This is a genomic window from Terriglobales bacterium, assembly GCA_035764005.1.
In the GTDB taxonomy this organism is placed as follows: domain Bacteria; phylum Acidobacteriota; class Terriglobia; order Terriglobales; family Acidobacteriaceae; genus Gp1-AA112.
The window spans coordinates 26,675-50,650 of sequence record DASTZZ010000083.1 but is presented as its reverse complement, the minus strand read 5'-3'; the positions used below and the strand labels follow the sequence as shown (position 1 = coordinate 50,650).

The following is a 23,976-nucleotide window of genomic DNA, read 5'->3' as shown; positions in this document are numbered from 1 at the left end:
GAACAGGATTGACTCGCTTCCTTACTTGCCCATCGGCTCTCCTTAATTCCAAATTGCTCGCGAGAACTAAGAGTCATGATGCACCCTGTTTTCCACCTCAACTTCTCTCCCGTTCCTCACTCGAGGTTGTTAGAATGAGGTTGTTGTGTTGTGCCATCTGTGGAGGTCGTTGTGATCTTCGCGCTGCCGATGAGCGCTCCAACATCCAAATTAACCCCCTAACTTGGAGAAGATCATCCATGCCAAGAGCAAAAAGTCCGAGTAAGAAGGCGTCCGGCACAAACGGTGATGCCGGAACCAACGGCACCACCGCTGCCGCTGTCCAAAAAGCCCCAACTTCAATATTGCAAACCAGTTCTGCCGCCGAGAACCGAGCGGCCCAGAACGAAACGTCGCGCCCCTCGCGCGCTACCGACACCAACGTTCATCCCAGCGTGAGCGAAGAGCAGATTCGCCGCCGCGCTTACGAACTGTATGTCCAGCGCGGAGGCACCCATGGCCGGCACATGGACGATTGGTTCCGCGCAGAGACGGAATTGCGCGGCCGCGCGTCGTAGCCGGGGAAATCTCTTTAGCGAAAGGGCAGGAGCATTGAGCAAGACCGTTCTTCTGGTTGACGACAATCCGATTCAGCTTTCGGCACGGCAAATGGTGCTGAACCAGGCGGGAATGGAAGTCCAGGTCGCTACCAGTGCCGACAGCGCTCTTGCCCTCCTTCGCACCCTCTCCCAATCGCAGAAAATTGGCGTTGTGGTCACCGATCACATCATGCCGCACGCCACCGGTTCCGAATTCGTCCATATGCTGCGCGAGATCAATCCGGAGGTTCCGGTCATTGTCATTAGCGGTATGCCCGAAGTGGAAAAGGAATATGAGGGGATGAACGTTCTGTTTCGTCAAAAACCCTGTCCTCCTGCCGAGCTCATTCATCTGGTGCAGTCTGCTGTGGACGGTTCCGGACCAGGAAAGTGATCCCAGTCACGTTGTAGTTCAAAGCTGTTAAGAGCATTTGCCGAGCCGCAATTCGCCTGAAAGCAGGTAGAATTGTGACTTCCGGAACTCCGCTCGTTCCGTCAATCCATGCCGCTGTTTGGAAGCTTCGCTCTCATCTTCGCTCTGGTTCTGAGCGCCTATTGCCTTTTTGCCGGAATGACCGCGCTGCGTTGGCAGGCGGTTGGCATTCCCAGCGATCGTCTCGCGGAAACCGCACGCCGCGCCGGCATCGCAACTTGGGCCGGAGTCGCGGCGGCAGCCTTCGCGCTGGTTTGGGCGGCGCTGAACAATGACTTCTCGGTCGCATACATCCTGCACCACAGCAATCGCGACCTGCCGATTCCATATAAGTTCGCGGCGCTGTGGTCTGGACAGGAAGGATCGCTCCTTTTCTGGGCCTTGCTGCTGAGTAGCTACGGCCTGGTGCTTCGTCTGCGGCATAAGGTGGATGTGAAGCTGACGGCGTACGCCTCCACGATTCTCGCTGCCATCCAGCTGTTCTTCCTGCTGCTTCTGAACTTTGCCGCGACTCCTTTCTCACTCGTTACCGGAGCAATCCCACCCGATGGCAATGGACTGAATCCGTTGCTGCAGTATCCCGAAATGGTCATCCACCCACCGATGCTCTATCTCGGCTACGTGGGATTCTCGGTGCCGTTCGCCTTCGCGCTCGGTGCGCTGATCATGAAGTACCCCGGCGAGAAGTGGATTCACATCACCCGCCGCTGGACGATGGTGACCTGGTGCTTCCTGACCTGCGGCGTCTTCTTGGGCGCGCACTGGGCCTATTCCGTTCTGGGCTGGGGTGGATACTGGGGCTGGGACCCCGTCGAGAATGCCTCCATTTTCCCCTGGCTCACAGGAACTGCCTTCCTGCATTCGGTCATGATGCAGGAAAAGCGCGGCATGCTGAAGACCTGGAATGTTTGGCTGATCTTCTGCACGTTCATGCTTTCCATTTTGGGAACGTTTCTGACCCGCAGCGGAGTCGTCAGCTCGGTCCACGCATTTGCGCAGTCCTCGATCGGCGACTGGTTTCTCTGGTTCCTGGCGGTTATCTTCGTAGTTTGTCTTTTCTTCTACGTTCGCAATCGCGGCCATCTTCGCAGCGAGCATCGGCTGGAATCGCTGCTCTCGCGCGAGTCGAGCTTCCTCTTCCAGAACCTGGTGCTGCTGGCAGCATGCTTTGCGGTGCTCTGGGGAACGCTGTTCCCGATTCTGTCCGAGGCGATTCAAGGCCGGAAGGAGACGGTTGGCCCTCCTTTCTTTAATCGCGTAAACATTCCAATCGCACTGTTCCTGCTTCTGTTGACTGCGGTTGGACCGCTGCTCGCCTGGCGTCGGACATCATGGGCCAGCTTGAAACGGAACTTCACGATTCCTGTCGTCGTTGCTCTTGCGACGGGCGCTGTCCTGATCGCCCTCGGAGTTCGTCCCTGGACGGACACTGCTCAGCTCTATTCCTTGATGGCGATCTCGCTCGCCGCGCTGGTTACGGCGACCGTCGCATCTGAGTTCATTCGCGGCGGACGCGTGATCGCGCGCCACACCGGTCAAAACCTGCTGGCATCGATGGTCACGCTCACGCGCCGCAACACCCGCCGCTACGGCGGATACATCGTTCACTTTGGCGTGGTAGTCATCGTCGTGGGACTCTCCGGCGCCGCATTCAATCAGCAGAAAGAGCAGGAGATGGGCTTCGGCGACAAGATGCAGCTCGGCCCCTACACGCTGGTCTGCGACAGCTACACGCAGGAAGACAATCCCAACTACTCCATCGAATATGCAGTCCTGAACGTGTACAAAAATGGGAAGCCGTTGTTCCAGATGTTTCCCGCGAAAAAGTTCTTCAAAGCCAGCCAGCAACCGGACACGATCGTCGCAAACCACTCCACGCCCAAAGAAGATTTGTACATTATCTACGCCGGCAAGAACTTCGATACTGACCGTCCGATTATCAAAGCATTTATCAATCCTCTCGTCATGTGGATTTGGGCCGGCGTGTGGATCCTGATCTTCGGCACAGTCGTGGCCATGGTGCCGCCGATGACCGCGGCTGCAGTTCCGCAAGTCCAGCGAGTTCGTCCGATCACGGTTCCTCTTCCCGCACATACCGAACCAGTCGAGGCAGGTGATTGATGAGCGGTTTTCGGAAGGTCTGCTTGACTGCAATCGTGATGGCTTTTGCCGTGGCGATGCTTGGGGCCAGCGGTGATACGGCACGGTTCGACGAACTCGGACATCACCGCATCATTTGTGTCTGCGGCTGCAATCAGATGCTGCTCGAGTGCAATCACGTCGGCTGCACGTATTCGGACAAGATGCGGCAGGAGCTTTCGGCCGCCGTGCAGAACGAGCCCAACGACGACGCGATCCTGCAGTCGTTCGTGCGCGAGTATGGAACGACGGTGCTCGCCGCACCGAGTGCTCGCGGATTTGATCGTGTGGCCTGGATCATGCCGTTCGCAGTGTTCTTCGCGGCCACGTTTGGAGCCGCAATTGTGATCCGCAAATGGAAGGAGCGACAGCTGGCTCCAGCGATGCCGTCCAACTCGGCAGCGTTCGACCCATATCGGGAACAAGCTCGACGGGATACTGAGCTGTGATTGCCGTTGTCTGCATTCTCTTTGCCGCCGGGCTGCTCCTCTATGTCTTTGCTCCCGGAGTGGTCTTCGAGCGTGCGACCGACAAATCTCGTCTTGTGTATCTGGAGGAACGCAAGCAGGTCGTCTATGAAAACCTGCGTGACCTGAACTTCGACTACAAAGCAGGGAAGTACCCGGCGCAAGACTACGAATCGCTGCGCAGCTCGCTCGAAGCCGAAGCCGCCGAGATTCTGGCCGAGATGGCAGCCCTGCAGAACACACAGACTGCAGTGCAAGCGGCGCGATAGACTGTTTCCAATTATTCACACATCTGAATCGAATGACTAAGAGTCCCTTTCTGAAAACTACTTTCGCCACGCCTGCTCTGCGCTGCGCGATCTCCGTGCTGATGCTGGCGGCCACTACCGTTGCTGCCGATCTCACCGGAAGCGTGACCAACAAGACGTCCAACAAGCCATCCGCGGGCGATGACGTCGTGATCCTGAAGCTCTCGCAAGGGATGCAGGAGGCTGGCCGCACCAAGACCGATGCCAAAGGCAACTTCACTCTCCCGATTCCGGACGATGGAGGGCAGCATCTGGTTCGCGTCACTCACCAGGGAGTGAACTACTTCAAACCTGCGCCGATGGGCACAACGTCGGTTGACGTGGAGGTCTACGACGCGGGCAAACAAGTGCAAGGCGTTGCCGGACGCGCAGACATCATGCGCGTCCAGACGGAGAACAACCAGCTCGAAGTGACTGAGATGTTCGTGATCCAGAATAACTCCACGCCGCCGAAGACGCAGATGAGCGAGCGAAGCTTTGAGTTCACCTTGCCCGAAGGCGCCGTTGTCGATGGCTCGCTCGCTGCAGGACCGGGAGGCATGCCGGTCAACTCCGCTCCTGTGCCCACTGGCAGCAAGAACCATTACGCATTTGTCTTCCCAATTCGGCCCGGCGAGACGCGCTTTCAGGTGAGCTATCACCTTCCCTATTCGGGAAGCTTTGCTTTCCAGCCTCAGATTGTCGTGCCGATGGAAGATGTAGTCGTAATGCTTCCGAAGAGCATGAAGTTCAAAGGCGACACCTCGCAGTTTGCAAGCGGCGGCGAGGAAAAGGGCATGAGCATCTTCGTAGCTCACAACGTCGCCGCCGGAAAGCAGATGGCATTTTCCGTTTCGGGAACAGGACAAATCCCTCGCGAAGCCCAGGATGACAACACGGAAGGGCAGCAGACCGAAGCCGCTCAGGCTCAGCCTGACAATCGCCCCGGTGGCGGATTAGGCCGTCCTGAAGATACGCCCGACCCGCTGCACGCCTACCGCTGGTGGATCATCGGCGGCCTTGCCGCTGCCCTGGTCGTTGGAGCGATTGTCGTGATCAATCAAAAGCCGCGTACTCCATTAGCAGCTTCCGCCGCCGCTGCTGCCGCTGCCGCCCCGACTCCAGGCAGTTACCCGCACAGCCAAGTACCAAATCGGGAAACGTTTCTCCAGGCCATGAAAGAGGAGCTGTTCCAGCTTGAAACTGAGCGGCTCCAGGGCAAGATCACCGATGCCGACTACCAGCAAGCAAAAGCCGCACTTGATCTGACGATCAAGCGCGCTCTGGGAAGACAGGCGACAAGCGATCGGCAATAAGCGACAGCGAGAAACACGCAAGCCAAAGAAGCACTCGCCTAAATTGCCGCCTGCATCATGGATTCTTCGCGTATGCCGCGCACGGCGCATCCGCCTGCTGATCGGGCAGGTCCTTCGACGTCAGCGTCAACAGTGCCGGCTTGCTGAAATCGAAGAATTCTTTCGCGAAGTCGGGCTGGGCGGCGTCACGATTGGTCATGTTCCGCAACTTAAACCGCGTCTCGATAAACTTCAGAATTGCAGTTGAATCTGCGGGGGCGTGCGAGACTACGTGCGGGATGACGTACGGCGAAACCACCATCAAAGGCACACGGAACCCGGTGCGCGTGAAATCTCCTTTCGGATCTTTCGATAGCAGATCCTGCGGCGCAATGCCGTCGGGCTGGACGGCAATGCCGTCCGGCTTCAGGTCGTTATTTACTGGCTGAACGTGGTCATAGAATCCGCCGGCCTCGTCGTAGGTCAAAAAGAAAGCAGAGTCCTTCCAAATCGGGCTATCCATGAAAGCCGAGATGAGGCTCTTTTCATAGACGGCTCCGAGCTGTACCGGATTTCCTGGATGCTCGTCGCGTCCCGAATCGAAACCCGGCTCAATCAAAGCCACAGCGGGAAAATTCCCACTGCTCAGGTCGGTAAAGTAATCGGTTTGTCCCTGTTGGCAGGGGGTTGAGGCTTGCTTGCAGTTCACAGGCGCAAGGTGCTGGGGATCCTTGTGGCCTTGTCCCCACTGGAAGTTAGTGAGCGTGGTGAGCGGCACTCCCGACGAACTGACATCGGAGTAGTACACCTTCCACGACACTCCGGCTTCGTCGAGAAGTTGGAAAATACTTGGAATATTGAGCGTAGGCGGATTGTGCGCGTGGCCATGCGTTGTCGCCGCTAATTCTGCAACTCGATTCGGTCCTGAGTTCGAGGGGATTGGCGAGAAAAAGTTATCTGAAGTGCCGAATTGGCCCGCGAGGAAGTAGTAGAACGGCAGCGTTTTCTCGTCGTAGTAGCCCATGTTGCGCTGGCCGCGAACGTCGAAATAGTGGTGAGTGTCATTCTGGGAATTTGCGAACTGCGAGAATCCTGCTGTGATATGGACAAACCCATTTCCCTTCCACTCATCCGACGCCGCGTCGTCGCGGTTGTAAGCACCATGACTTTCCAGCCAGTCGGGACTGAAGTCTTCAACGCACTGATCGGTCAGCAAGAAAGAGTGCACAGTCACATCGCTGCCCCAGCTCACGTGTCCCTGGTTGTTGTCCGTGATGGTTGCGATCGGCGCTCCCGGAACGGAACTCGCGACCGTAAGCGTGATGGTGGCGGTCAACTTCGAATCCGTCGTGAGCGTATACGTCACCGTTCCAGGCGTAGTCGGCACTGTAACCGCTGCGGTGGCATTGGGTCCGTACGCCTGAGTATGTTTCGGGTCCGGCGGAGGGCTGATCGTCACGCTTGATCCGTCGGTGGCAGCCCAAGTCAAGAGAGACTTGCCCCCGGGCTCGACGTTCATCGGGCTCGCGCCGACCAGAAGTCTCGATCCCGTATCAGGTGTGGTTCCCACTACAACTGAGGCCTGCGCTGTGGCGCCCGTGGCAGAAGTCGCTACGAGTGTGTATAGCGTGGCTGTAGTCGGCGTCTCCTTCTTGTTTCCGCTGCTTGTGACTGACTCGCCATTCAGCGTCACCGTCGTTGCGTTCGCTGTGGTCCAACTCAGCGGCGCCGAATCATCCGCTGGATTATCCGCCGAAAAGCCTGCGGCAAGCAGAGCAGCAGAATCGAGAGTGTTCACATCACTCTTACCGCCCCAGCCTTTGTTCACTCGATACGTGTTCAGGTGACCGAAGTAGTGATCGAACGAGCGGTTCTCCTGAAACATGAAGACAATGTGATTCAGAGCTGTAATATCGGTCGGAGTTGGCGGAGGCGGCGGAGGTTGCGTCGGAGGCGTTGAGGGCGGCTGCGACGGCGGATTGGAAGGCGGAGTCGTGCTGGCAGCTTGAGTCCCGCCGCAACTTGACATCGAAATTGCCAAAGCGAATACCAAAATCAAACTAACGATCGAATGCGAGAGGGACCAGGTACGCACGAGAACTGCTCCTTTCATCCGATACTTGGAAGCAGCAGCTCTCGCGCTGGTTGCTGTACGAACCCCGCAAAAATGGCTAGGCGGCTAATGTGCGACGGCAACTCGGATTTCCATTGCGTGCATCGCGGAATGCGGTGCGCTGGTAGACGCGGTGGACTAAGTGGACGTAGTGGACGCATCGAGTCGGCATGTCTTCAGCTACTCGCACGTGCCTCTCTCCTCTTTGCTATTCGGTCTCTTTACGGTTCTCCAGGAATGTGTTCGGTTCTAGCGATGTTGCTTGTGCTGACTGATGTCAACTCTTTTCATTGCCGCGATCCATCATCCCTTCGCGATTCGAACCTATCTCTTTCGTCATCAACAGTCTGCGAGAGAATCACCGGCCGATGTCAAGCCATCCAAAGGTACGCACGCCCTCGAATAGAGCTAATCCAGAGAGTCGGATGAAAAGTTACGAAGCCCTGAAGGCATCGACCAGAGTTGCTGGTTCTGGCGGGAAATCTGTCGAGTGATAGATCAGGGTTCCCTTTTCTAGGTTGGGTTTGGAGTTCTCGCGTCTACCTCGCGCAGTTCTATTGTGCCGCCATGCAATAGCGTAGGACAGTCACGGGCGAGTTCAACGGCGGCCTTGTAATTCGGCGCTTCGATCAGGAAGTACCCCCCGAGCCACTCTTTGGTCTCACTGTAAGGACCATCGGTAACTCTAACGTTATCGCCGGCCCCGCGCAGGACGCGTCCAGGATCATCAGCGAGCTTTTGTCCGCCGACCCAGGCCTTCTTTGCCTTGAGACCCTCTCTGTAAGCGCCGTATTTTTCCATCCACCATTTGCGTTCGTCGGCATTGAGCTTAGCCCAGCCAGAGGCATCGTCATGGAGCAGAAGTAAATATTGCGGCATGTTGGATATCACCTCGTAATCGACTATGTGCGTTTTCACTTTGCGCGCGTGAACTTTGACAATTCCGTGAACTTCGGAGAGCGCGCCTGCATGAACTGCCACTCGCTGCTGACGTGATCTTCATCGATGAAGCGCATGCGGGCGCTGTGCATGTGGCCTTCTTCCCCAGTGATGATGTTGCCTCCATCGACGAAATCAAAATCCAGCTCACCCGTTTGAGGATCGTAGCGCGTTGCGCGCAGATGCGGCTGGTTACCGGCGATGCAGTAATGCGTGAGAACGAGCTGTCCTTTGTCGATGTAGTACACCGTAATCATTGAACCGCTCTGGTGCGGAAGGGCATCGCTGGTGAAGCGCTCCATCACGGCCGTTCCGGCAGAGATCACCTGATAGTTCAGCCGGGAATGTTCCCCATTTGGTCCCGCCGACTCCCAATCGCCGGCGAGGCTCTTTAGACGTGCGAACGCGGCATTTGCCTGCAATTCTTCGGTGTTAGCAGGCGGTTTCGCATGGATGGCCGCCGAGACCAGCAACAGCAGATGAAACAGCGCCAGGATGCCCTTGATCGTCATAGGAGCTTCTCCGTGCGGGCTGCTTCCGCGTTGCTCTCTCGCCCGCTCACTGTATCAACGGGCAAGCCTCCGGCAAATCGACAGTTCCGAAAAGAAAATTGTGGAAATTGTTCGTGAAAACTGCAGTAGAGGCCAAAAACAAGTGCTCGACAGCGGTTTCATCCCGCAGTTAGCATTAGAGGTTCCCATTTAGAGCAGATTCCGTGGTGTTCCCCCGCCGAGCCGCACGCAGGCTCTAACCGCTCTTTACGGGAAGAAAACATTGTTGAACGATGACACCACCAGGGGTGATGCGTCTGTTCAAAAGGCGTGGTTTTGATCGCTCTATGAGCTCGATGTTCTTCAAGAAAAGTTTCAATTTGGGCAGGTCTGAAGCCGTGCTCCGATTTGCTCTCATGGTTGCGGCAGCGGCTGCGCTGTCGGCCTGCAGCTCAAAGCCAAAGGGTCCGCAGGGACCTCCGCCGGCGATGCGGGTGAAGGTGGACGTGATCAATCCACAGCCTGTTACCGACTCGTCGGAGTACGTGGCGACGCTGAAGTCGCGCCAATCGGCGACGATCAGCCCGCAGGTGGAAGGCTCGATCACCAACATCTTTGTCCACTCCGGCGAGCATGTAAATGCCGGCGAGCCGCTGATGCAGATCGATCCGCTGAAGCAGGAGGCAACTGTCCGCAATCAACAGGCGAGCACGGCTGCGCAGGAGGCAAACCTGAAATGGGCGCAGCAGCAATACGATCGGTCGACACAACTTGCCGCCGCTGGAGTCATCAGTAAGGCGGAACTTGATCAGTCTCGCGCGAATCTCGATGCCGCCAAAGCCCAGCTGTCGGCATTGAAGGCCTCCGTCAACGAGCAGGAAACCCAGCTTCACTACTACAAGGTGGTAGCGCCGATGGCGGGAATCGTCGGAGACATTCCCGTTCACGTCGGAGACCGAGTTACAACAAGCACTCTCCTCACGACGGTGGACAAGCCCGGAAGTCTGGAGGCCTACGTTCAGGTTCCAGTTGAACGTGCGCCCGATCTCAAAACGGGAAAAGAGGTCGAGATCCTCGGCGACCAGGGCACGACAATCGCGAAGGGAAAAATCACGTTCATTTCTCCTCAAGTCGATAGTCAGACGCAAACGGTGCTGGTAAAGGCCACGGTGCCGAACGACAATGGAATTTTGCGCACCGCGCAGTTTGTTCACGCGCGCGTGATCTGGGGAACGCTCCAGGGGCTCGAGGTGCCGGTGCTGGCAGTTTCTCGTATCGGCGGCCAGTTTTTTGTTTACGTCGCCGAAGACAGCGGAGGAAAGAGCGTGGCTCATCAGAAGCAGATCAAGGTGGGTCAGCTCGACGGCAATAACTACGTTGTGCTCGATGGCCTCAAAGCCGGAGACAAAGTCATTGTCTCCGATACGCAAATGCTTGCCGACGGCATGCCGGTGAACGCGCAGGTACAGGGAAGTTAGGGCTTTATGTTTGTCGATTTCTTTATTAAGCGACCCATCTTTGCCACGGTCTGCGCTCTGCTGATCATTCTTGGTGGAGCAGTCTCAATCCCGACACTTCCTGTAGCGCAGTTTCCCAATCTGGCACCGCCGACGGTCCAAGTGAGCGCGTTCTACAACGGCGCCAGTGCGCAGGTAGTTGAGACATCGGTGACGACTCCGTTGGAGCAGCAGATCAACGGTGTTGAGGGCATGAAGTACATGACCTCCACCAGCGGCAACGACGGCACCAGCGGAATCAGCGTGGTCTTCGATCTGAATCGCGATGTCGATCTTGCCGCCGTTGACGTGCAGAACCGGGTTAACCAGGCGCTCGGGCGCATGCCCAATGAAGTGAAGACGACGGGCGTGAGCGTCGTGAAGGCGACCAATAATTTCGTCTTCGGCGCCGGTTTCTACGCGGAAGGCAATCGCTACGACAGTCTCTTTATCAGTAACTATCTCGACATCTACGTGCGCGATGCACTCAAGCGTATTCGCGGTGTAGGCGACGTGATCATCTTCGGCGAGCGCAAATATGCAATGCGGCTCTGGCTTGATCCAGTGCGCATGGCTACGCGTCAGCTCACAGCCAGCGATGTTGTCACAGCTCTGCAGGAACAGAACGTGCAAGTTGCTGCGGGCGCGGTGGGACAGGCGCCGGCGCCTCCGAATCAGCAGTACGAGATCAGCGTGCGCGCCGTCGGTCGGCTCACCGATCCTGCGCAATTCGACAATATCGTGCTCAAAACCGCGCCCGACGGCACGATTGTCCGCCTAAGAGACGTTGGTCACGCCGAACTCGGAGCCGAAAACTACGACTCAGGATTGCGATTCAATGGCCATCCTGCGGTCGGCGTGGGAGTCACTCAGCTCTCGAACGCGAATGCCATCGCGGTAGATCGAGCGGCGATTGGGGAACTTGAAAGACTGTCGAAGAGCTTTCCGCCGGGACTCAAATTCAACGTTGCTTTCGATACTACTGACGTTGTCGCGGATTCGATTAAAGACGTAATCAGCACGCTCATCGAAGCGATTCTGCTGGTTATTTTTGTCATCTTCCTGTTCCTGCAGGATTGGCGCTCCACAGTCATTCCGGCTGTCACCATTCCGGTCTCGCTCGTCGGCACCTTCATCTTCGTCAAGGCGCTGGGATTCTCGATCAATACGCTCACGCTCTTCGGCATCACGCTCGCCACCGGCCTGGTGGTGGACGATGCGATTGTCGTTATTGAGAACGTGCAGCGGCATATATCAGAAGGTGTAACCGAGCCCCACCATGCCGCTTCCGTGGCCATGAGCGAAGTTGCCGGAGCTGTGGTCGCCACCTCGCTGGTGCTGGTTTCCGTGTTCGTGCCGGTCGCGTTCTTTCCCGGAACTACCGGCATCATGTTCCGTCAGTTCGCGTTGACGATCGCGTTTTCGGTTGCCATTTCGGCATTCAACGCTTTGACGCTGACGCCGGCACTCTCGGCTCTGATGTTAGGACATCACACGGGGGAATCAAATCGCGGCGTTTTTGGTGTGTTCAATCGCGGCGTGCACAAGGTCACGCACGCCTATCGCGACACTCTAAAACACCTCGTTCCGCTGAGGTGGATCGTGGTGCTCGTCTTCCTCGGCGGCCTCGCATTTACCTACTGGTTCTACCAGCGCGTCCCGCGCGGCTTCGTTCCGCAAGAGGACCAGGGATATTTCATGATCCTGGTTCAGTGCCCGCCCGGCGCTTCGATCGAGTACACCGAAAATATCGCCAAGCAAATCGAACAGGTGTTGGGCCGCGAGAAAGACATCGTCGGCACGTTCGCTGTTTCCGGATTCAGCTTCGCCGGAGCCGCGCCCAATCGCGGAATGGTCTTCGGCACACTCGCGCCGATGTCGCAACGAAAAGGCGACGAACGCTCCGCAGAAGCAATCATCAACCGTCTACGCGGACCATTGTTTGGAATTTCCGGCGCCATCGTCGTGCCCTTCGCTCCACCGTCGGTAAACGGCCTCGGTAATTTCGGCGGATTCCAGTACATCCTGCAGGACGAAGGCGGACACACTCCCGAAGAGTTGGGCAAAGTCGCTTACAGCCTGATCGGAGCAGGGAATCAGCCCAACAGCGGACTCACCGGGTTATTCACCAGCTACAGCGCGACTGATCCTCAGTTCCTCGTCAGCATCGATCGCGAGAAAGCCAAGAGCCTGGGCGTGTCGCTCTCGCAGATCACGAACACGCTGCAGGTGTACATGGCTTCAGCGTACGTGAACGATTTCGATTTCAATAATCGCGCATACCGCGTTTACATACAGGCCGATCAGCAGGCGCGCATGTCGCCGCAGTCGATGAAGCAGTTCTATGTTCGCTCCGATAAGGGCGGCATGGTACCGCTCGAAGATCTGGTCAACATTACGCAGACTACGACGCCACCCGTCATCAGCCACTACAACCTGTTCCGCTCGGTTGAACTCGATGGCTCGGCAGCACGCGGACAAAGCTCCGGCCAGGCCATCCAGAAGATGGAGGAGTTGTCGGCGAAGATTCTGCCGCACGGCTACTCCTACGCGTGGACAGGACTGTCGCTGGAGGAAATCGAATCGGGCAGTCAGGTGGTGATGCTGTTCGCTCTGGGCTTGCTGGTCGTGTATCTCACGTTGGCGGCGCAGTATGAAAGTTGGTCGCTGCCGTTCATCGTGATCCTCGCCGTTCCGATGGCGGTGCTCGGTGCCGTTTTGGCACAGTCACTGCGCGGATTGATCAACGACATCTACTGCCAGGTCGGACTGGTGATGCTCATCGGCCTCTCCAGCAAGAACGCGATTCTGATCGTCGAGTTCGCCGAGCAGTTACGCGAGCGTGGACTTTCAATCACCGAAGCCGCGCTCGAAGCAGCTCGCATCCGCCTGCGTCCGATCCTGATGACATCCTTTGCCTTCATGCTCGGCGTCCTGCCGCTGGTGCTTGCAAGCGGTGCGGGAAAGAATGGGCGCCAATCGGTCGGCACTACCGCATTCGGGGGAATGCTTGCCGCAACCACGCTCAACCTGCTGTTTATCCCCATCCTCTACGTGACGCTGAAGACGCTGCAGGAGCGCTGGGGAAGTGGCGCTCATCGACAGATCGAAGAACGTCACGCAGAAGATGAACGGATTGCCGTGTAGCTGCTAATCAGTAGACAGACCCAAGGGGCGGCAAAGACCCGCCTCCTGTTAAGACTTGTTAAATCTCCGGGCCGGAGTGGATAACCGCTAACTTTTTCACCTCGAATTCCGTCTATTTAGACGAAGGGATTGCTGGAGGGTCAGGGGTGGCTCTCACGCGTTCTCCTCCCAGGCTCGGCAAGCTGGGTTCTTGCCGGCGCTTGGAGTTTCGCCCTCTCTAATCAAAATGTTCTCTCCACCCGTAGGCTTCGCGCCTACGGGTATTTTTTGTGTCCTGCAGCGCTGAAGGAATTTCGCTATGGTCCCTGAGGACCCTGGCGCTTGCCTGTTTGTTGCGCTTGTCTAGGCGCGCACTCAGACACACGTAGGCCCAGGAAAGCAGACTCTTCGCGAGTGCGCACATCGTATGGAGGGCCTACATCATGAATGCATATCGCCTGGACGCTTTACATCTCAAGGTCCGAGTCCCGCGTCTGGTGCGGGACGGATGAAAGTAGCCCACCATGCAGCGAATCGGAATGGTGGGATACCGGTGGTTACAACTCGGAGTCCGGCTTCAAGCCGGACGAATGAGAATTTGGGCGATTTCTCATTGACACCTCGGAACCCGAGATTCTCAATCGTCCGGCTGAAAGCCGGACTCGATCCGTTCTTCATCCCACCCACCATTCCGCTTCGCTGCATGGTGGGCTACTCTCGGTCGTCCCGCCCATTGGCGGGACTCGTATAGCTTGATGAATAAGCTCCAGTCCCTCGATTTTGTGGACTAGAGAGATTAGGAAGGCAGGAGTCGCACCAAGTTCACCGCGCCACAATTTCTTGTCCTGCGTCTCGGATCAGAGAAGTGGAGAGTTCAAGAAATTCTGCAGCCCGAAACGGGAGCGCGACCGGAAAGTCCTCCAGCGTATTCTGAACAGCTTCAGAATTTCTAACACGCGCGCATTCTTGCGCTTCTTAGCCGGAGGACGATTGAAACAGGTCTACCGATGCCTGGGTTTCCGATCAGCGTTCATTGTGTGCGCACTCTGTGTTCTGAGTGCCGTTGCGCACGCCCAGCCGAGCTCTGGTCGGCCTTCGAGTCCAACTCTTCCTGAATTGGAACATGAATTCCGCAATCCTCCAGACGCGGCGCGCATCATGGTGCGCTGGTGGTGGTTCGGCCCGGCAGTGGACAAGCAGGAACTCGAAAGAGAAATGCTGCGCGTGAAAGAAGGCGGCATCGGAGGATTCGAGGTCCAGCCGGTTTATCCGCTTGCGTTGGACGATCCGAAGCACGGCTTCCACAATCATTCCTACTTATCGGATGAATTTCTGGATGCTCTGCGCTTCGCTTCAGAAAAAGCAAAGCAGCTTGGGCTGCGAATGGACCTCACTCTGGGCAGCGGCTGGCCGTATGGAGGACCTGGAGTCCCAATCACCGAAGCGGCGAGTTCGCTGCGTATTGTTCGCACCAAGACCGACGGACATTCCCCAAGTATTCCCGTGCCCAGCTTAACGGCCGGTGAGACCTTAATTGCTGCTTTCTTAACCACCGCCGACAATGGCCGATCAGAGCACCAGTATCGGCAAATCTCGGATGTTCATGACGGGTTCGTGACGCTCCCACAGCGGAGTAGTGCAGGCGAGGTTCTTTTCTTCATTTCGAGCCGCACGGGCATGCAGGTGAAGCGAGCGGCAGTCGGCGCCGAGGGATTCGTCGTTGATCACTACGATCGAAGCGCCGTTGAACATTACTTGCAGCATGTTGGCGATCGGCTGATGCAGGCGTTTCCTTCTGATCGTCCGTATTCCGTTTTCTGCGACAGTCTGGAGGTTTACGGTTCCGATTGGAGTCCGGATTTTCTGGAAGAGTTCCACAAACGGCGAGGATACGACCTGGTTCCACATTTGCCGGAACTGGCAGAAGGTAGCGACGTTAAGAGCAGGGCAGTGCGTCGCGATTGGGGAAAGACTCTTACTGAACTTTTCGACGAACGATTCGCCTCCACTGTGCATGACTGGGCACAGAAGAATCACACGAAGTTTCGCATGCAAGCCTATGGGATTCCTCCGGCAGAGCTCTCGAGCAGTTCGTTGGCGGACCTGCCTGAAGGTGAAGGAGCGCAGTGGAAGTCACTTTCAGCAACACGCTGGGCTTCTTCGGCGAGCCACATCTATGGCGTGCCGGTCACGTCATCGGAAACCTGGACCTGGCTGCACTCGCCGGTTTTCCGAGCCACCCCGCTGGATATGAAAGCGGAGGCGGACCGCCATTTTCTTGAGGGCATAAACCAGTTCGTCGGCCATGGCTGGCCATATACACCTGAGGGCGTCGAATATCCGGGATGGCGTTTTTACGCTGCGGCGGTGTTCGATGAGAAGAATCCGTGGTGGATTGTGATGCCGGACGTCACCGCCTATCTGCAGCGCGTGAGCTATCTGTTGCGCCAAGGTGAACCGGTTAATGACGTCGCTGTCTATCTGCCTAATGATGATGCCTGGGCGAGCTTTCGTCCTGGGCGCGTGAACCTGTTCCAGACCCTGCAATCCCGAATTGGGACTAATGTCGTCGAAAGCACTCTTTCCAGCGGACATGATTTCGACTTCTTCGATGAGGACGCGCTGCAGCGCAAGGGACGCATCGAGGGGAACACGCTGGCTCTCGGCACCAATCGATATCGAGTTGTGATTTTGCCGAACGTGGAAACGATCTCGCCTGACACCTATCGCACGTTCGAAGATTTCGCGCGAGCCGGGGGAATTCTGGTTGCTACGCGCCAGCTTCCCTCGGCGGCACCGGGACTCCTCGCCGGCGATTCACAGAATGTCGAGGTTCGCGATATCAGTCGGCGTCTATTCCAGGCCGGGAATGCACAAGGTCATTTTTTGCCTGATGAGCAGAAACTGAGTGCCTTGCTTACCCAACTCACCGAAGCAGACGTGTCTTTTACGCCCGCAGAGCCCGACATCGGCTTCGTTCACCGACGTACACGGGATGCGGACATCTATTTCGTAGCTAACACCACGAATCAGAGTCAGAAGACCGAAGCGAGTTTTCGTGTTGCAGCTACGACCGTGCAACTCTGGGATCCGATGAATGGGACGGTCTCGAACCTGAATGTTCCTGATCCTCGTGCGAATAGCGCCACAATCAAACTTGATCTGGAGCCGTACGGTTCGCGCGTCTTCGTGCTTTCCCGGAGCAGTTCATTGCACCGAACTCGGAAGGCGGCCCCGGTCGAGACAACCGCGATCGATATCAGCCACGATTGGCATGTCACCTTCGGTACCAGCGGCAAAACCGAAACCATGCAGGATTTGAAGTCCTGGACCGACTATCCGGAGACGCGCTACTTCTCTGGAACAGCTACCTATGAGAAGACAATCACAGTTCCTGCATCGGCGCTCAGAGACAGCAAAGTTCAGCTCGATTTTGGAGAAGGGAAGCCTTTGCCGGAAGAGAAACTACGCGCAGGAATGCAAGCGTGGCTCGACGGCCCGATTCGGGAAGTCGCAGTGGTCTACGTGAACAGCAAACGCACGGGATCAGTTTGGTGTCCGCCATATTCGCTGGACGTCACCTCGTTCCTTCACGAAGGAGAGAATACGATTCGCGTTGAAGTCGAAAATCTGGCCCTGAACTACATGGCTGGGCATGCCCTACCCGATTATCGTCTGCTGAATTTGAGATATGGCGTCCGCTTTGAGGCGCAGGACATGGATCAGGTGCAGCCGATTCCAGCAGGACTCTTTGGCCCCATCCGGCTGCTCGTGGCGCCGTCAAATAAGAGCGAGCTATGAAAGGCGCTAGTTCGGCTTGCAGACTTGCACGTCTTCGTCGCGGATGAAGAAGTGAGCCGAGCATTTTTCTGAACCGCAGATCACTGGAGTGATGCCCGCCATCTGCCGGCGAGTAATCAAGCCCAGCGTTCCGCATTCGGGGCAGGCGAGTACGGCCCAATATGGGTCTTCGTTCTTGCCGACTTCGCCGGCGTTCTCCAGCACGAAGACCGTGCCGGGCTGCATCTGCTCCGGTATCCACTCTGTCAGGATGTTTAGCTCAGCTACCATGTCACCTCCGACCTGGGTTGTTCCGCAATCGCGGATGCTCATCGTGCGAATGGTGGTTAAGCGCTGCGGCGCAGCCGCAATCGCCGGTTATCATCGTTGTTATTGCGTTCTTCCTTTCCGTGCAGACGCCGCAACGCGCGACGCTTGTGAACTTCGGCCTGGACTTCCTCCACGGCATCCGTAAGGCATATCGCGAGCAGCGGTTGGCGCGAGTTCTTCAACAGATCGACGATCTGCCGCTCGGAGTTTTCGAGATAAATGCGCTTGCCGTCTGTGAGCAAGTGATACTCGCTGCCCGAGGTCACCGTTTCGATCAGCCTCTTGCCCAGCTCACGCTGCAAGTAGCGCATGACCTGGCGCACGCGCTGAAGCGAGAATCCCTTGCGTCGCAACTCGCAGATCACCGCGACTTCTGCGAGATCGTCGAGGCTGTACACGCGATTGCGGCCGCTGCGCTGCGGGACGACGATTTTGCGCTCGTCCCACCACTGCAACTGTCGCGCAGTGATTCCGGTGAGTTCCATTACGTCAGCCGAAGTAAAGCTTTGAGCCGCAGTGCTCGCCGCCTGCTCGCTGCCGTTCTGTTTTTTCTGCGATTTCATACCAGCACGCTTCAAACATTTCGTAAATGAAATGTTTGAAACAAAATACACCCTCATTGTTGTATGTCAAGCGGGAAGAGTTGATGCGCGAGGTGCGGGCTCTAGTTCCGTGAAAACGGTCAGGTACTATGAACGGGACGTGACTTCGGCGAACTGAGGTCCGCAGCGCTCGTGCCCATTCTTTTCGACCATCATTCGCTTGCCGCGTATCTCATCTTTTTTGCCAGCTACACGGTTTTCGCCGTAGGCAGATTTCCGGGAACTCACATCGATCGACCCGCGGCTGCGGTGATCGGCGCGGCGATGATGTTTGCTTTTCGCGTGCTTGGTCCGGAACAGGGATTGCGCAGCATCGACTACGCGACCATCGTTCTTCTATTCGCGATGATGGTTGTGGTTGCTGGGCTGCATCTTGCAGGGTTCTTCGAATGGATCACCAACATTTTCATCGCGCACGTGCGCGTCGGATGGCTGCTGCCCGTCGTGATCTTCACAAGCGGAGTTTTGTCGGCATTCCTCGTGAACGATATCATTTGCTTACTGATGGCGCCCCTGGTGATGAGGATCAGTCACCAGTTCGGGCGTCGCGCAACACCGTATCTTCTCGCGCTTGCAACCGCTTCGAACATCGGCAGCACGGCCACGATCACCGGTAATCCGCAGAACATCCTGATCGGGTCGGTGTCGCGCATTCCATATCTGGATTTCCTTGCGCATTTAGGACCGGTTGCGTTGATCGGCTTATTTCTGGACTGGGGGATCTTGTATCTGATGTATTTCCGGTCAGAAGCAATCGTTCCTTCAGCTTCCGCAAATCAGGAAGTGTTTAAGCGTTCCGAATCGCATCTGATCTTTCCTGTTATTGTCACAATAGCGGTACTTGCAGGATTCCTCGCAGGATTGCCTCCTGCACTAGTTGCGGCCGTCGGCGCGGCGGTCATCTTGATGCATCCCCGCTATCCTTCGAAGCACGTCTATGAAGAAGTGGACTGGTCGCTGCTGGTCTTCTTTATCGGACTATTTCTTATCGTGGGAGGCGCGGAGCAGTCGGGCATCGCGCGCGAGCTTTTGTCCGCCGCCGAGCGATTCAATCTGCAGAATCTCTGGATATTCAGCGGAGCTGTGGTTTTTCTCTCCAACATCGTGAGCAACGTTCCCGCGGTGATGTTGCTAAAGGATCTGCTTCCGCATTTTGCTGACGCGCACCATTTCTGGCTCTTGCTGGCCATGACCAGCACGCTTGCCGGAAATCTAACCATCACCGGTTCCGTCGCCAACATCATCGTCGTGGAAAAGGCCCGCGAGAAATCGCCGGTGAGCTTTGGGGAATATCTGAAGGCTGGAATTCCAGTCACGATCGCCACTGTAGCGGTCGGCGTGATCTGGCTGTCACATTTCTGATGTTAACAGGAACCGCCACCGACGAAGTGCACAATTTCCAGTCGGTCGCCCTCGCGAAGAGTAGTTTCGGCCCAGCGGTTGCGAGCCGCGATTGAGCGGTTCAGTTCGACGGCGACGCGGTCGCCTTTGAGCTGCAGATGTTCAATGAACTGCGCCAGCGAAGCGCCGTCAGGACACTCCTTTGGCTGGCCATTGACGATTAGAGTCATAACAGCAGTGTAGTCGAAAGAAAAAAGGCCTCCGAGAACCGGAGGCCTGGAGAAGTCCACTTTAGAACGAGAATTGAACCTGCAGATCAACTCTGCGATTGGAGGCTTGTGAACCGAACGGTCCACCGGCCACCGCGATTGACTGGCCAAAGCTCGAATTTCCAGTGAACGCCTGGGTGCTCAGCACCCCGACAGGTGGCGCCAGATTCTGATGATTGAAGAGATTTCTCGCGCCGATGCTGAATGTCAGGTTGTAGCGGTGGTCACTGGTGCCGCCTCCAAACATGCCACGCGGACCTCCTCCGCCTCCAAATCCGCCAAAGCCGCCGTGCTCGTGTCCTCCACGACCGCCGCCTCCGCGTCCTCCGGTTGTCCCTTCCATCACCGGGCCAAGTCCGATGGTCTTGCTTACGCGCAGGTTCACGGAGACATTCGCCGGACCTTGTCCGAAGTTGATAGGAATCGGGCTATAAGCTTGTCCCGGACTGGGAATGAAGAAGCAGAAGGGATTTGTGGTCGACAACACTGAGCATTCCGATGATCCCACGGCAAGACCCGGACGTGCATTAAAGACTGAAGTGCCCAAAATATCTTGGGGAATGGTGATGTTGTAGGGCTGGCCCGAATGCGCGAAGACGAATGGGCTCAGTCGCAATCCAAAGGGAGCGGTGAAGGTGCCGCCAAGAAAGAGCCGGTGCCGGGTGTCAAAGCCCGCGCGCCCGTAATCCAGAGTCGGATCATATGGGTCGGTAGGGAAACTGCCGGCTCCCGAAGTATCGCTGTTAGCGTAGCTCAGTGAGTAAAACCCAAAAATCGAGAGATTCGGGCCCACTCGCATGTTGACGTTCGTCATGAGCTGGTTCTGCTTGAAGATGCCCTCGGATTGGTATTCGTAGATCCGTCCTGCGGTGCAGCCGAGCGGGCAAACCGGATTCGCCGGGAACGTTCCCGGAAGCGGGGCATTGATGTTGTTGGTAAAGAGCTGATGAAGCCCTCGGGCGTTCAGATAAGTGAGCGAGAGCTTGGTAGATTTCGTAAGTTGATGCTCGACGCCAACTGCCGTCTGCAGAATGTAGGGAGCGCGCAGGTTCGGATCGATGCGATAGACGTTCGAAGGCACGCCTGTAAGTCCCGAAAAAGAACTCGGGATGTTATTCGGGCCAAACGTGGGTGAATCGATGATGTACGACTGCTGCGTGCTTCCGTTCAACCGCTCAGCCTGCAAGACGAGGTTCTGTGGGAAACGATCGTAAAAGATCCCATAGCCGGCGCGCAGCACCGTTTTGGGAGTCGAACCCTTTCTTCCGACACCCCACGCAATGCCGATCCTGGGTGCGAAGTCACGATAATCGTTGATAGCGCTCTGAGTCTCATAGCGCAAACCATAGCTCAGCGTTAGATTCGGACGCGCTTTCCAATCGTCTTCTGCATAGACACCCAAGTCGAGGAATGTATTCGAGATCAGTGGTTGACCGGTGGTGATCGAGAATTGAGTCGGCTGATTGTTTTGGAATGCCGTCAGCGAGTCATAAGAGAACGTGCCGTTGAAATTGGAAGCCAGCAGATCTGAAGCCTGCGAAATGCGCAGCCGGCCGCCAAAGCGCATCGAGTGATTTCCCGAAATGTAGGAGGTGTAGTTCTGCAGCTCGTAATGATTCTCCTGATTCACCTCATGCCCGGCACTGTTTCCACCTGCGACAAAGAAGCTCGGCACCGACAATTGCGGCGCAGTGCTCAAAGGGAGCTGATCGCTGTGATCGCGGTTGTACTGAAACCGAATCTCGTTCACGATCTTGGAGCCGAGGACCTGCGTGTCGCTGATCTGCACCGTGTGTTCGGTTTCATCTGAGGTGTACCCCAGCGAAGGCAGCGTTGGAGTGCTTCCGTTTTGCCCCACCCCGTTGTTGTCTTCGTGGTTGTTCCAGAACTGATACCGGGCTGTAAACGTGTTTGTGTTGGTGAGTTGATAGTCGATTCGCGGACTGAAGTTGGTGCGCGTGTGCGGATTGGGGACATTCACGTCTGCGCACTCAGGCAGCACAACGCCTCCGCACTGAGGATTCACGATGGCCACGTCGTTGATGTTGCGGCGCTGGCCATCAATAAAGAATGACGCCTTCTTACCCAATGGGCCACCGAAGTTTCCTTCATATTGCTCCGAGTGGTAGTCGGGCTTTTCGACCGAGAACGGATTCCGCGAGTTGAAGATGGAGTTGTTCTCGTTGAATTCGAGCTGGCCGTGGAATTTGTCTGATCCAGGTTTGGTGAAGATCTCGATTCGGCCGTAGCCCAGCTTGTCATACTCAGCCGAAAAAGGGTTCTGATTGATGCGAATCTCGCGAATGGCTGACTTCGGCGGAAGCTGCCCGGCGGTGAATCCGTCGATGTACATCTGCCCACCATTGGGACCGGCAGATGGTCCTGCTAACGCCTGCAATTCGTCCTGCAGCTCATCCGGATCGTCCGATAGCGCGTCGAGATCTTTGCCCTTCAGGACAACGGTATTCGCGTTGTTGCTGGGAGCAGTGTCGAGAGTGTTTCCCTCCGACTCGACGTTCACCTTCTCCTGAACCACTTCGATCTGCAGAGGAATATCGAGCAGCTGAGCGCGTCCGGCCGCAACTGTGACCTGGCCTTTGGAATAGGGCGCGAACCCTTGTGCAGACACAGTGATTGTGTATTGTCCAGGCGCAAGGCCTTTCACATCGTAAGTGCCATCACCACCCGAAGTAGCAGTTGCGGTCTGCCCAGAGGACGACTTAAGAGTTATCGTCGCTCCCGGAATAACGGCGCCGGAAGGATCAGCAACTTTTCCATGCAAGCTACCGGTGGTCTGAGCAATCGCCGCGGTGGCGGCGAAAGCAAAGAGTAGAAGTACAGCAACATCTCTGAATGTATGAAACCAACGAATCACGTTGCGCTTATCACCTTGTCTAGAGAATGAATGGACTTCACTGCTGGTTGTCACCTTCGCCGCCGCCACCCATGCTCCAGCCGGAAAGCAAGTTCGCGCTGGTTTGAGTGGGTGCAGCGGTAAGGATGGGTTCGACTCCTCCGAGCAGAGTCAGAGCTGTTACCGGTTCGCCGGGAGCGCCACTCGTAGTGACGATCATTACGGCATCTCCCTTTTGCAAATCACTGATCGCCGCCGAAGGCATTCTGCGGATGATCTGCTGAAAATCAGGTCTGCCTCCACCGCCTCCGGCTCCCCCGGCCCCGAAAGTGCCAGGACGCGCGGCAGCTTGCGAATTTGCTCCCGGACCCGCTGCGCCGCCTTGCTGCTCGCCTCCTGCTCCACCCTGTCCGGACGAACGCCGCAGGAAGAAAGCAATGCGCTGTGCCATTTCGGGAGGAATCTTCCGTAGCTGAGTGTCGGGCGTAATCTTCACGACCACTGATTTCTTGGTAATCAGGTCGTTGACGTTCAGAGTGTTCGCGGAGGCATCGATCGAGTTCACCGTGCCCGCAATATTGCGGAACGATCCCGAAATGACGGCATCCGCCGTAAGCTGCTGTCCATCGGGGCTGCGGTTGCCGCGCGCGCGAAGCTGATCGCCGGGCTTGATGTCGTTAATCGAGCTTTTCTTCGCGTCGGAGAACTTCACAGAATCCGCAGCGTAGCGCAAGAAGAGTGTGTTGGCTGACGTTTGGATTGCGAGCGTCTGGTTAGGAGCGGTCGAAATCGTAATAGTTCCCGACGCTGGATCGACAGAGTGCACGATCCCGCCGGCACCCCGGCGCTGCCATTCCTGTACTTCCTGCTGCTGACGGGAAGCGACGTCGCTCTGCTTCATCACGATCATCGATGAAGCCTCGAGCACATTGTTCTCGCCGGCCTTGCCGCGAACCAGAGCGCGGTCGCCTACCTGTACATCCTGCAGATGAATCGGAGTGGCGTTCTTCAAATCTTTCTGGCCGGGCTCGGCCTTCACGATTCGAGCGGTATCGGGCACGGTTACAGTGCTCTCGGTTCCCGAATCGGTCTTTAGAGTGACAGAATTGCCATTGATGGCCGTCACTGTGCCGATAGCTCTTCCCGCACCGGAATTTGTCACTCCTGTTTGCTGTGCGGCGCTCGACAAAGCGCAAACGCTTGTGGCAAACAGAAGAATGGCAATTCGAACTGGAGTCACAGATTTATTGAGGCTGTAGTACACGTTTTCTCAGGAGGGAACGCGGGGTGCTCTGCCCCAAAGTTGTATCCCTAACACTCATTTTATTATCTGACAACGCGTTTCGTAATTTGCGGTACAAACAAGACGCACCACGTAAAGAATTGTAAGCAGCACAGGATCGATGGATTTTGTATTGTGAATTGTGCCCGTTTGC

General features: G+C 56.6%; 18 protein-coding genes. 10 read left to right on the top strand and 8 right to left on the bottom strand.

The genetic code is table 11. The annotated features are described in order from the left end of the window. The first annotated feature begins 239 nt into the window (after positions 1 to 239). From VFU50_13955 to VFU50_13930, 6 genes are all read left to right on the top strand, one after another. The gene (locus VFU50_13955) at positions 240 to 557 is read left to right on the top strand and encodes a DUF2934 domain-containing protein (protein ID HEU5233963.1); all 318 of its coding nucleotides are present in this window, start codon (positions 240 to 242) and stop codon (positions 555 to 557) included. A gap of 34 nt (positions 558 to 591) precedes the next feature. Beyond that, positions 592 to 972 carry a response regulator gene (locus VFU50_13950; protein HEU5233962.1) on the top strand — a complete coding sequence of 127 codons (381 nt, stop codon included), beginning with the start codon at positions 592 to 594 and terminating at the stop codon, positions 970 to 972. Between the two features lie 108 nt (positions 973 to 1,080). After that, entirely contained in the window at positions 1,081 to 3,132 is a 2,052-nt protein-coding gene (locus tag VFU50_13945; GenBank protein HEU5233961.1) for a cytochrome c-type biogenesis CcmF C-terminal domain-containing protein, read from the top strand. After that, positions 3,132 to 3,599 (top strand): cytochrome c-type biogenesis protein CcmH, encoded by a 468-nt coding sequence (locus tag VFU50_13940; GenBank protein HEU5233960.1) that lies wholly within the window; start codon positions 3,132 to 3,134, stop codon positions 3,597 to 3,599. Before VFU50_13945 ends, VFU50_13940 begins: the two co-directional genes overlap by 1 nt. After that, entirely contained in the window at positions 3,596 to 3,886 is a 291-nt protein-coding gene (locus VFU50_13935; GenBank protein HEU5233959.1) for a hypothetical protein, read from the top strand. Before VFU50_13940 ends, VFU50_13935 begins: the two co-directional genes overlap by 4 nt. A 32-nt stretch (positions 3,887 to 3,918) precedes the next feature. Then, positions 3,919 to 5,220, top strand: a complete 1,302-nt coding sequence (locus VFU50_13930) for a carboxypeptidase regulatory-like domain-containing protein (GenBank protein HEU5233958.1) — start codon at positions 3,919 to 3,921, stop codon at positions 5,218 to 5,220. A gap of 55 nt (positions 5,221 to 5,275) precedes the next feature. On the opposite strand, the gene VFU50_13925 is transcribed toward VFU50_13930, so the two are convergent. The 3 genes from VFU50_13925 to VFU50_13915 form a co-directional block, all read right to left on the bottom strand. Beyond that, entirely contained in the window at positions 5,276 to 7,294 is a 2,019-nt protein-coding gene (locus VFU50_13925) for an alkaline phosphatase family protein (protein HEU5233957.1), read from the bottom strand. Positions 7,295 to 7,825: 531 nt separating this feature from the next. Beyond that, positions 7,826 to 8,230 (bottom strand): YciI family protein, encoded by a 405-nt coding sequence (locus tag VFU50_13920; protein HEU5233956.1) that lies wholly within the window; start codon positions 8,228 to 8,230, stop codon positions 7,826 to 7,828. After that, the gene (locus tag VFU50_13915) at positions 8,227 to 8,763 is read right to left on the bottom strand and encodes a hypothetical protein (protein ID HEU5233955.1); all 537 of its coding nucleotides are present in this window, start codon (positions 8,761 to 8,763) and stop codon (positions 8,227 to 8,229) included. Before VFU50_13915 ends, VFU50_13920 begins: the two co-directional genes overlap by 4 nt. A gap of 326 nt (positions 8,764 to 9,089) precedes the next feature. On the opposite strand from VFU50_13915, the gene VFU50_13910 reads away from it, so the two are divergent. The 3 genes from VFU50_13910 (at position 9,090) to VFU50_13900 (ending at position 17,165) form a co-directional block, all read left to right on the top strand. Next, a complete protein-coding gene (locus tag VFU50_13910) occupies positions 9,090 to 10,220 on the top strand; it encodes an efflux RND transporter periplasmic adaptor subunit (protein ID HEU5233954.1) in 1,131 nt (376 codons plus the stop codon). A 6-nt stretch (positions 10,221 to 10,226) separates the two neighbouring features. Then, positions 10,227 to 13,385: a multidrug efflux RND transporter permease subunit gene (locus VFU50_13905; GenBank protein ID HEU5233953.1), complete on the top strand. Its 3,159-nt coding sequence runs from the start codon at positions 10,227 to 10,229 to the stop codon at positions 13,383 to 13,385. A 1,095-nt stretch (positions 13,386 to 14,480) separates the two neighbouring features. Beyond that, positions 14,481 to 17,165, top strand: a complete 2,685-nt coding sequence (locus VFU50_13900) for a glycosyl hydrolase (protein HEU5233952.1) — start codon at positions 14,481 to 14,483, stop codon at positions 17,163 to 17,165. Positions 17,166 to 17,171: 6 nt separating this feature from the next. Here VFU50_13900 and VFU50_13895 read toward each other — a convergent pair whose 3' ends face one another. Next, complete coding sequence (locus VFU50_13895; protein ID HEU5233951.1) at positions 17,172 to 17,435, bottom strand: hypothetical protein; 264 nt, start codon at positions 17,433 to 17,435, stop codon at positions 17,172 to 17,174. A gap of 56 nt (positions 17,436 to 17,491) precedes the next feature. Beyond that, positions 17,492 to 18,037, bottom strand: coding sequence for a MerR family transcriptional regulator (locus VFU50_13890; GenBank protein ID HEU5233950.1), 546 nt, complete (start codon positions 18,035 to 18,037; stop codon positions 17,492 to 17,494). A 171-nt stretch (positions 18,038 to 18,208) separates the two neighbouring features. On the opposite strand from VFU50_13890, the gene VFU50_13885 reads away from it, so the two are divergent. Next, a complete protein-coding gene (locus VFU50_13885) occupies positions 18,209 to 19,438 on the top strand; it encodes an anion transporter (GenBank protein HEU5233949.1) in 1,230 nt (409 codons plus the stop codon). Between the two features lie 2 nt (positions 19,439 to 19,440). Here VFU50_13885 and thiS read toward each other — a convergent pair whose 3' ends face one another. The 3 genes from thiS to VFU50_13870 all read right to left on the bottom strand — a co-directional run bounded on the left by thiS (position 19,441) and on the right by VFU50_13870 (position 23,780). Further along, complete coding sequence (gene thiS, locus VFU50_13880) at positions 19,441 to 19,647, bottom strand: sulfur carrier protein ThiS (GenBank protein HEU5233948.1); 207 nt, start codon at positions 19,645 to 19,647, stop codon at positions 19,441 to 19,443. A 61-nt stretch (positions 19,648 to 19,708) separates the two neighbouring features. Then, the gene (locus VFU50_13875; protein ID HEU5233947.1) at positions 19,709 to 22,561 is read right to left on the bottom strand and encodes a TonB-dependent receptor; all 2,853 of its coding nucleotides are present in this window, start codon (positions 22,559 to 22,561) and stop codon (positions 19,709 to 19,711) included. 37 nt (positions 22,562 to 22,598) lie between these two features. Continuing rightward, entirely contained in the window at positions 22,599 to 23,780 is a 1,182-nt protein-coding gene (locus VFU50_13870) for a DUF5666 domain-containing protein (GenBank protein ID HEU5233946.1), read from the bottom strand. Positions 23,781 to 23,976 lie beyond the last annotated feature (196 nt).

Bases quoted from the DNA above. Each gene is read 5' to 3' on its own strand.
- VFU50_13955 (HEU5233963.1), top strand. From the start codon at position 240: ATGCCAAGAGCAAAAAGTCCGAGTAAGAAGGCGTCCGGCACAAACGGT.
- VFU50_13945 (HEU5233961.1), top strand. From the start codon at position 1,081: ATGCCGCTGTTTGGAAGCTTCGCTCTCATCTTCGCTCTGGTTCTGAGC.
- VFU50_13940 (HEU5233960.1), top strand. From the start codon at position 3,132: ATGAGCGGTTTTCGGAAGGTCTGCTTGACTGCAATCGTGATGGCTTTT.
- VFU50_13930 (HEU5233958.1), top strand. From the start codon at position 3,919: ATGACTAAGAGTCCCTTTCTGAAAACTACTTTCGCCACGCCTGCTCTG.
- VFU50_13915 (HEU5233955.1), bottom strand. From the start codon at position 8,763: ATGACGATCAAGGGCATCCTGGCGCTGTTTCATCTGCTGTTGCTGGTC.
- VFU50_13910 (HEU5233954.1), top strand. From the start codon at position 9,090: ATGAGCTCGATGTTCTTCAAGAAAAGTTTCAATTTGGGCAGGTCTGAA.
- VFU50_13905 (HEU5233953.1), top strand. From the start codon at position 10,227: ATGTTTGTCGATTTCTTTATTAAGCGACCCATCTTTGCCACGGTCTGC.
- VFU50_13895 (HEU5233951.1), bottom strand. From the start codon at position 17,435: ATGGTAGCTGAGCTAAACATCCTGACAGAGTGGATACCGGAGCAGATG.
- VFU50_13890 (HEU5233950.1), bottom strand. From the start codon at position 18,037: ATGAAATCGCAGAAAAAACAGAACGGCAGCGAGCAGGCGGCGAGCACT.
- thiS (HEU5233948.1), bottom strand. From the start codon at position 19,647: ATGACTCTAATCGTCAATGGCCAGCCAAAGGAGTGTCCTGACGGCGCT.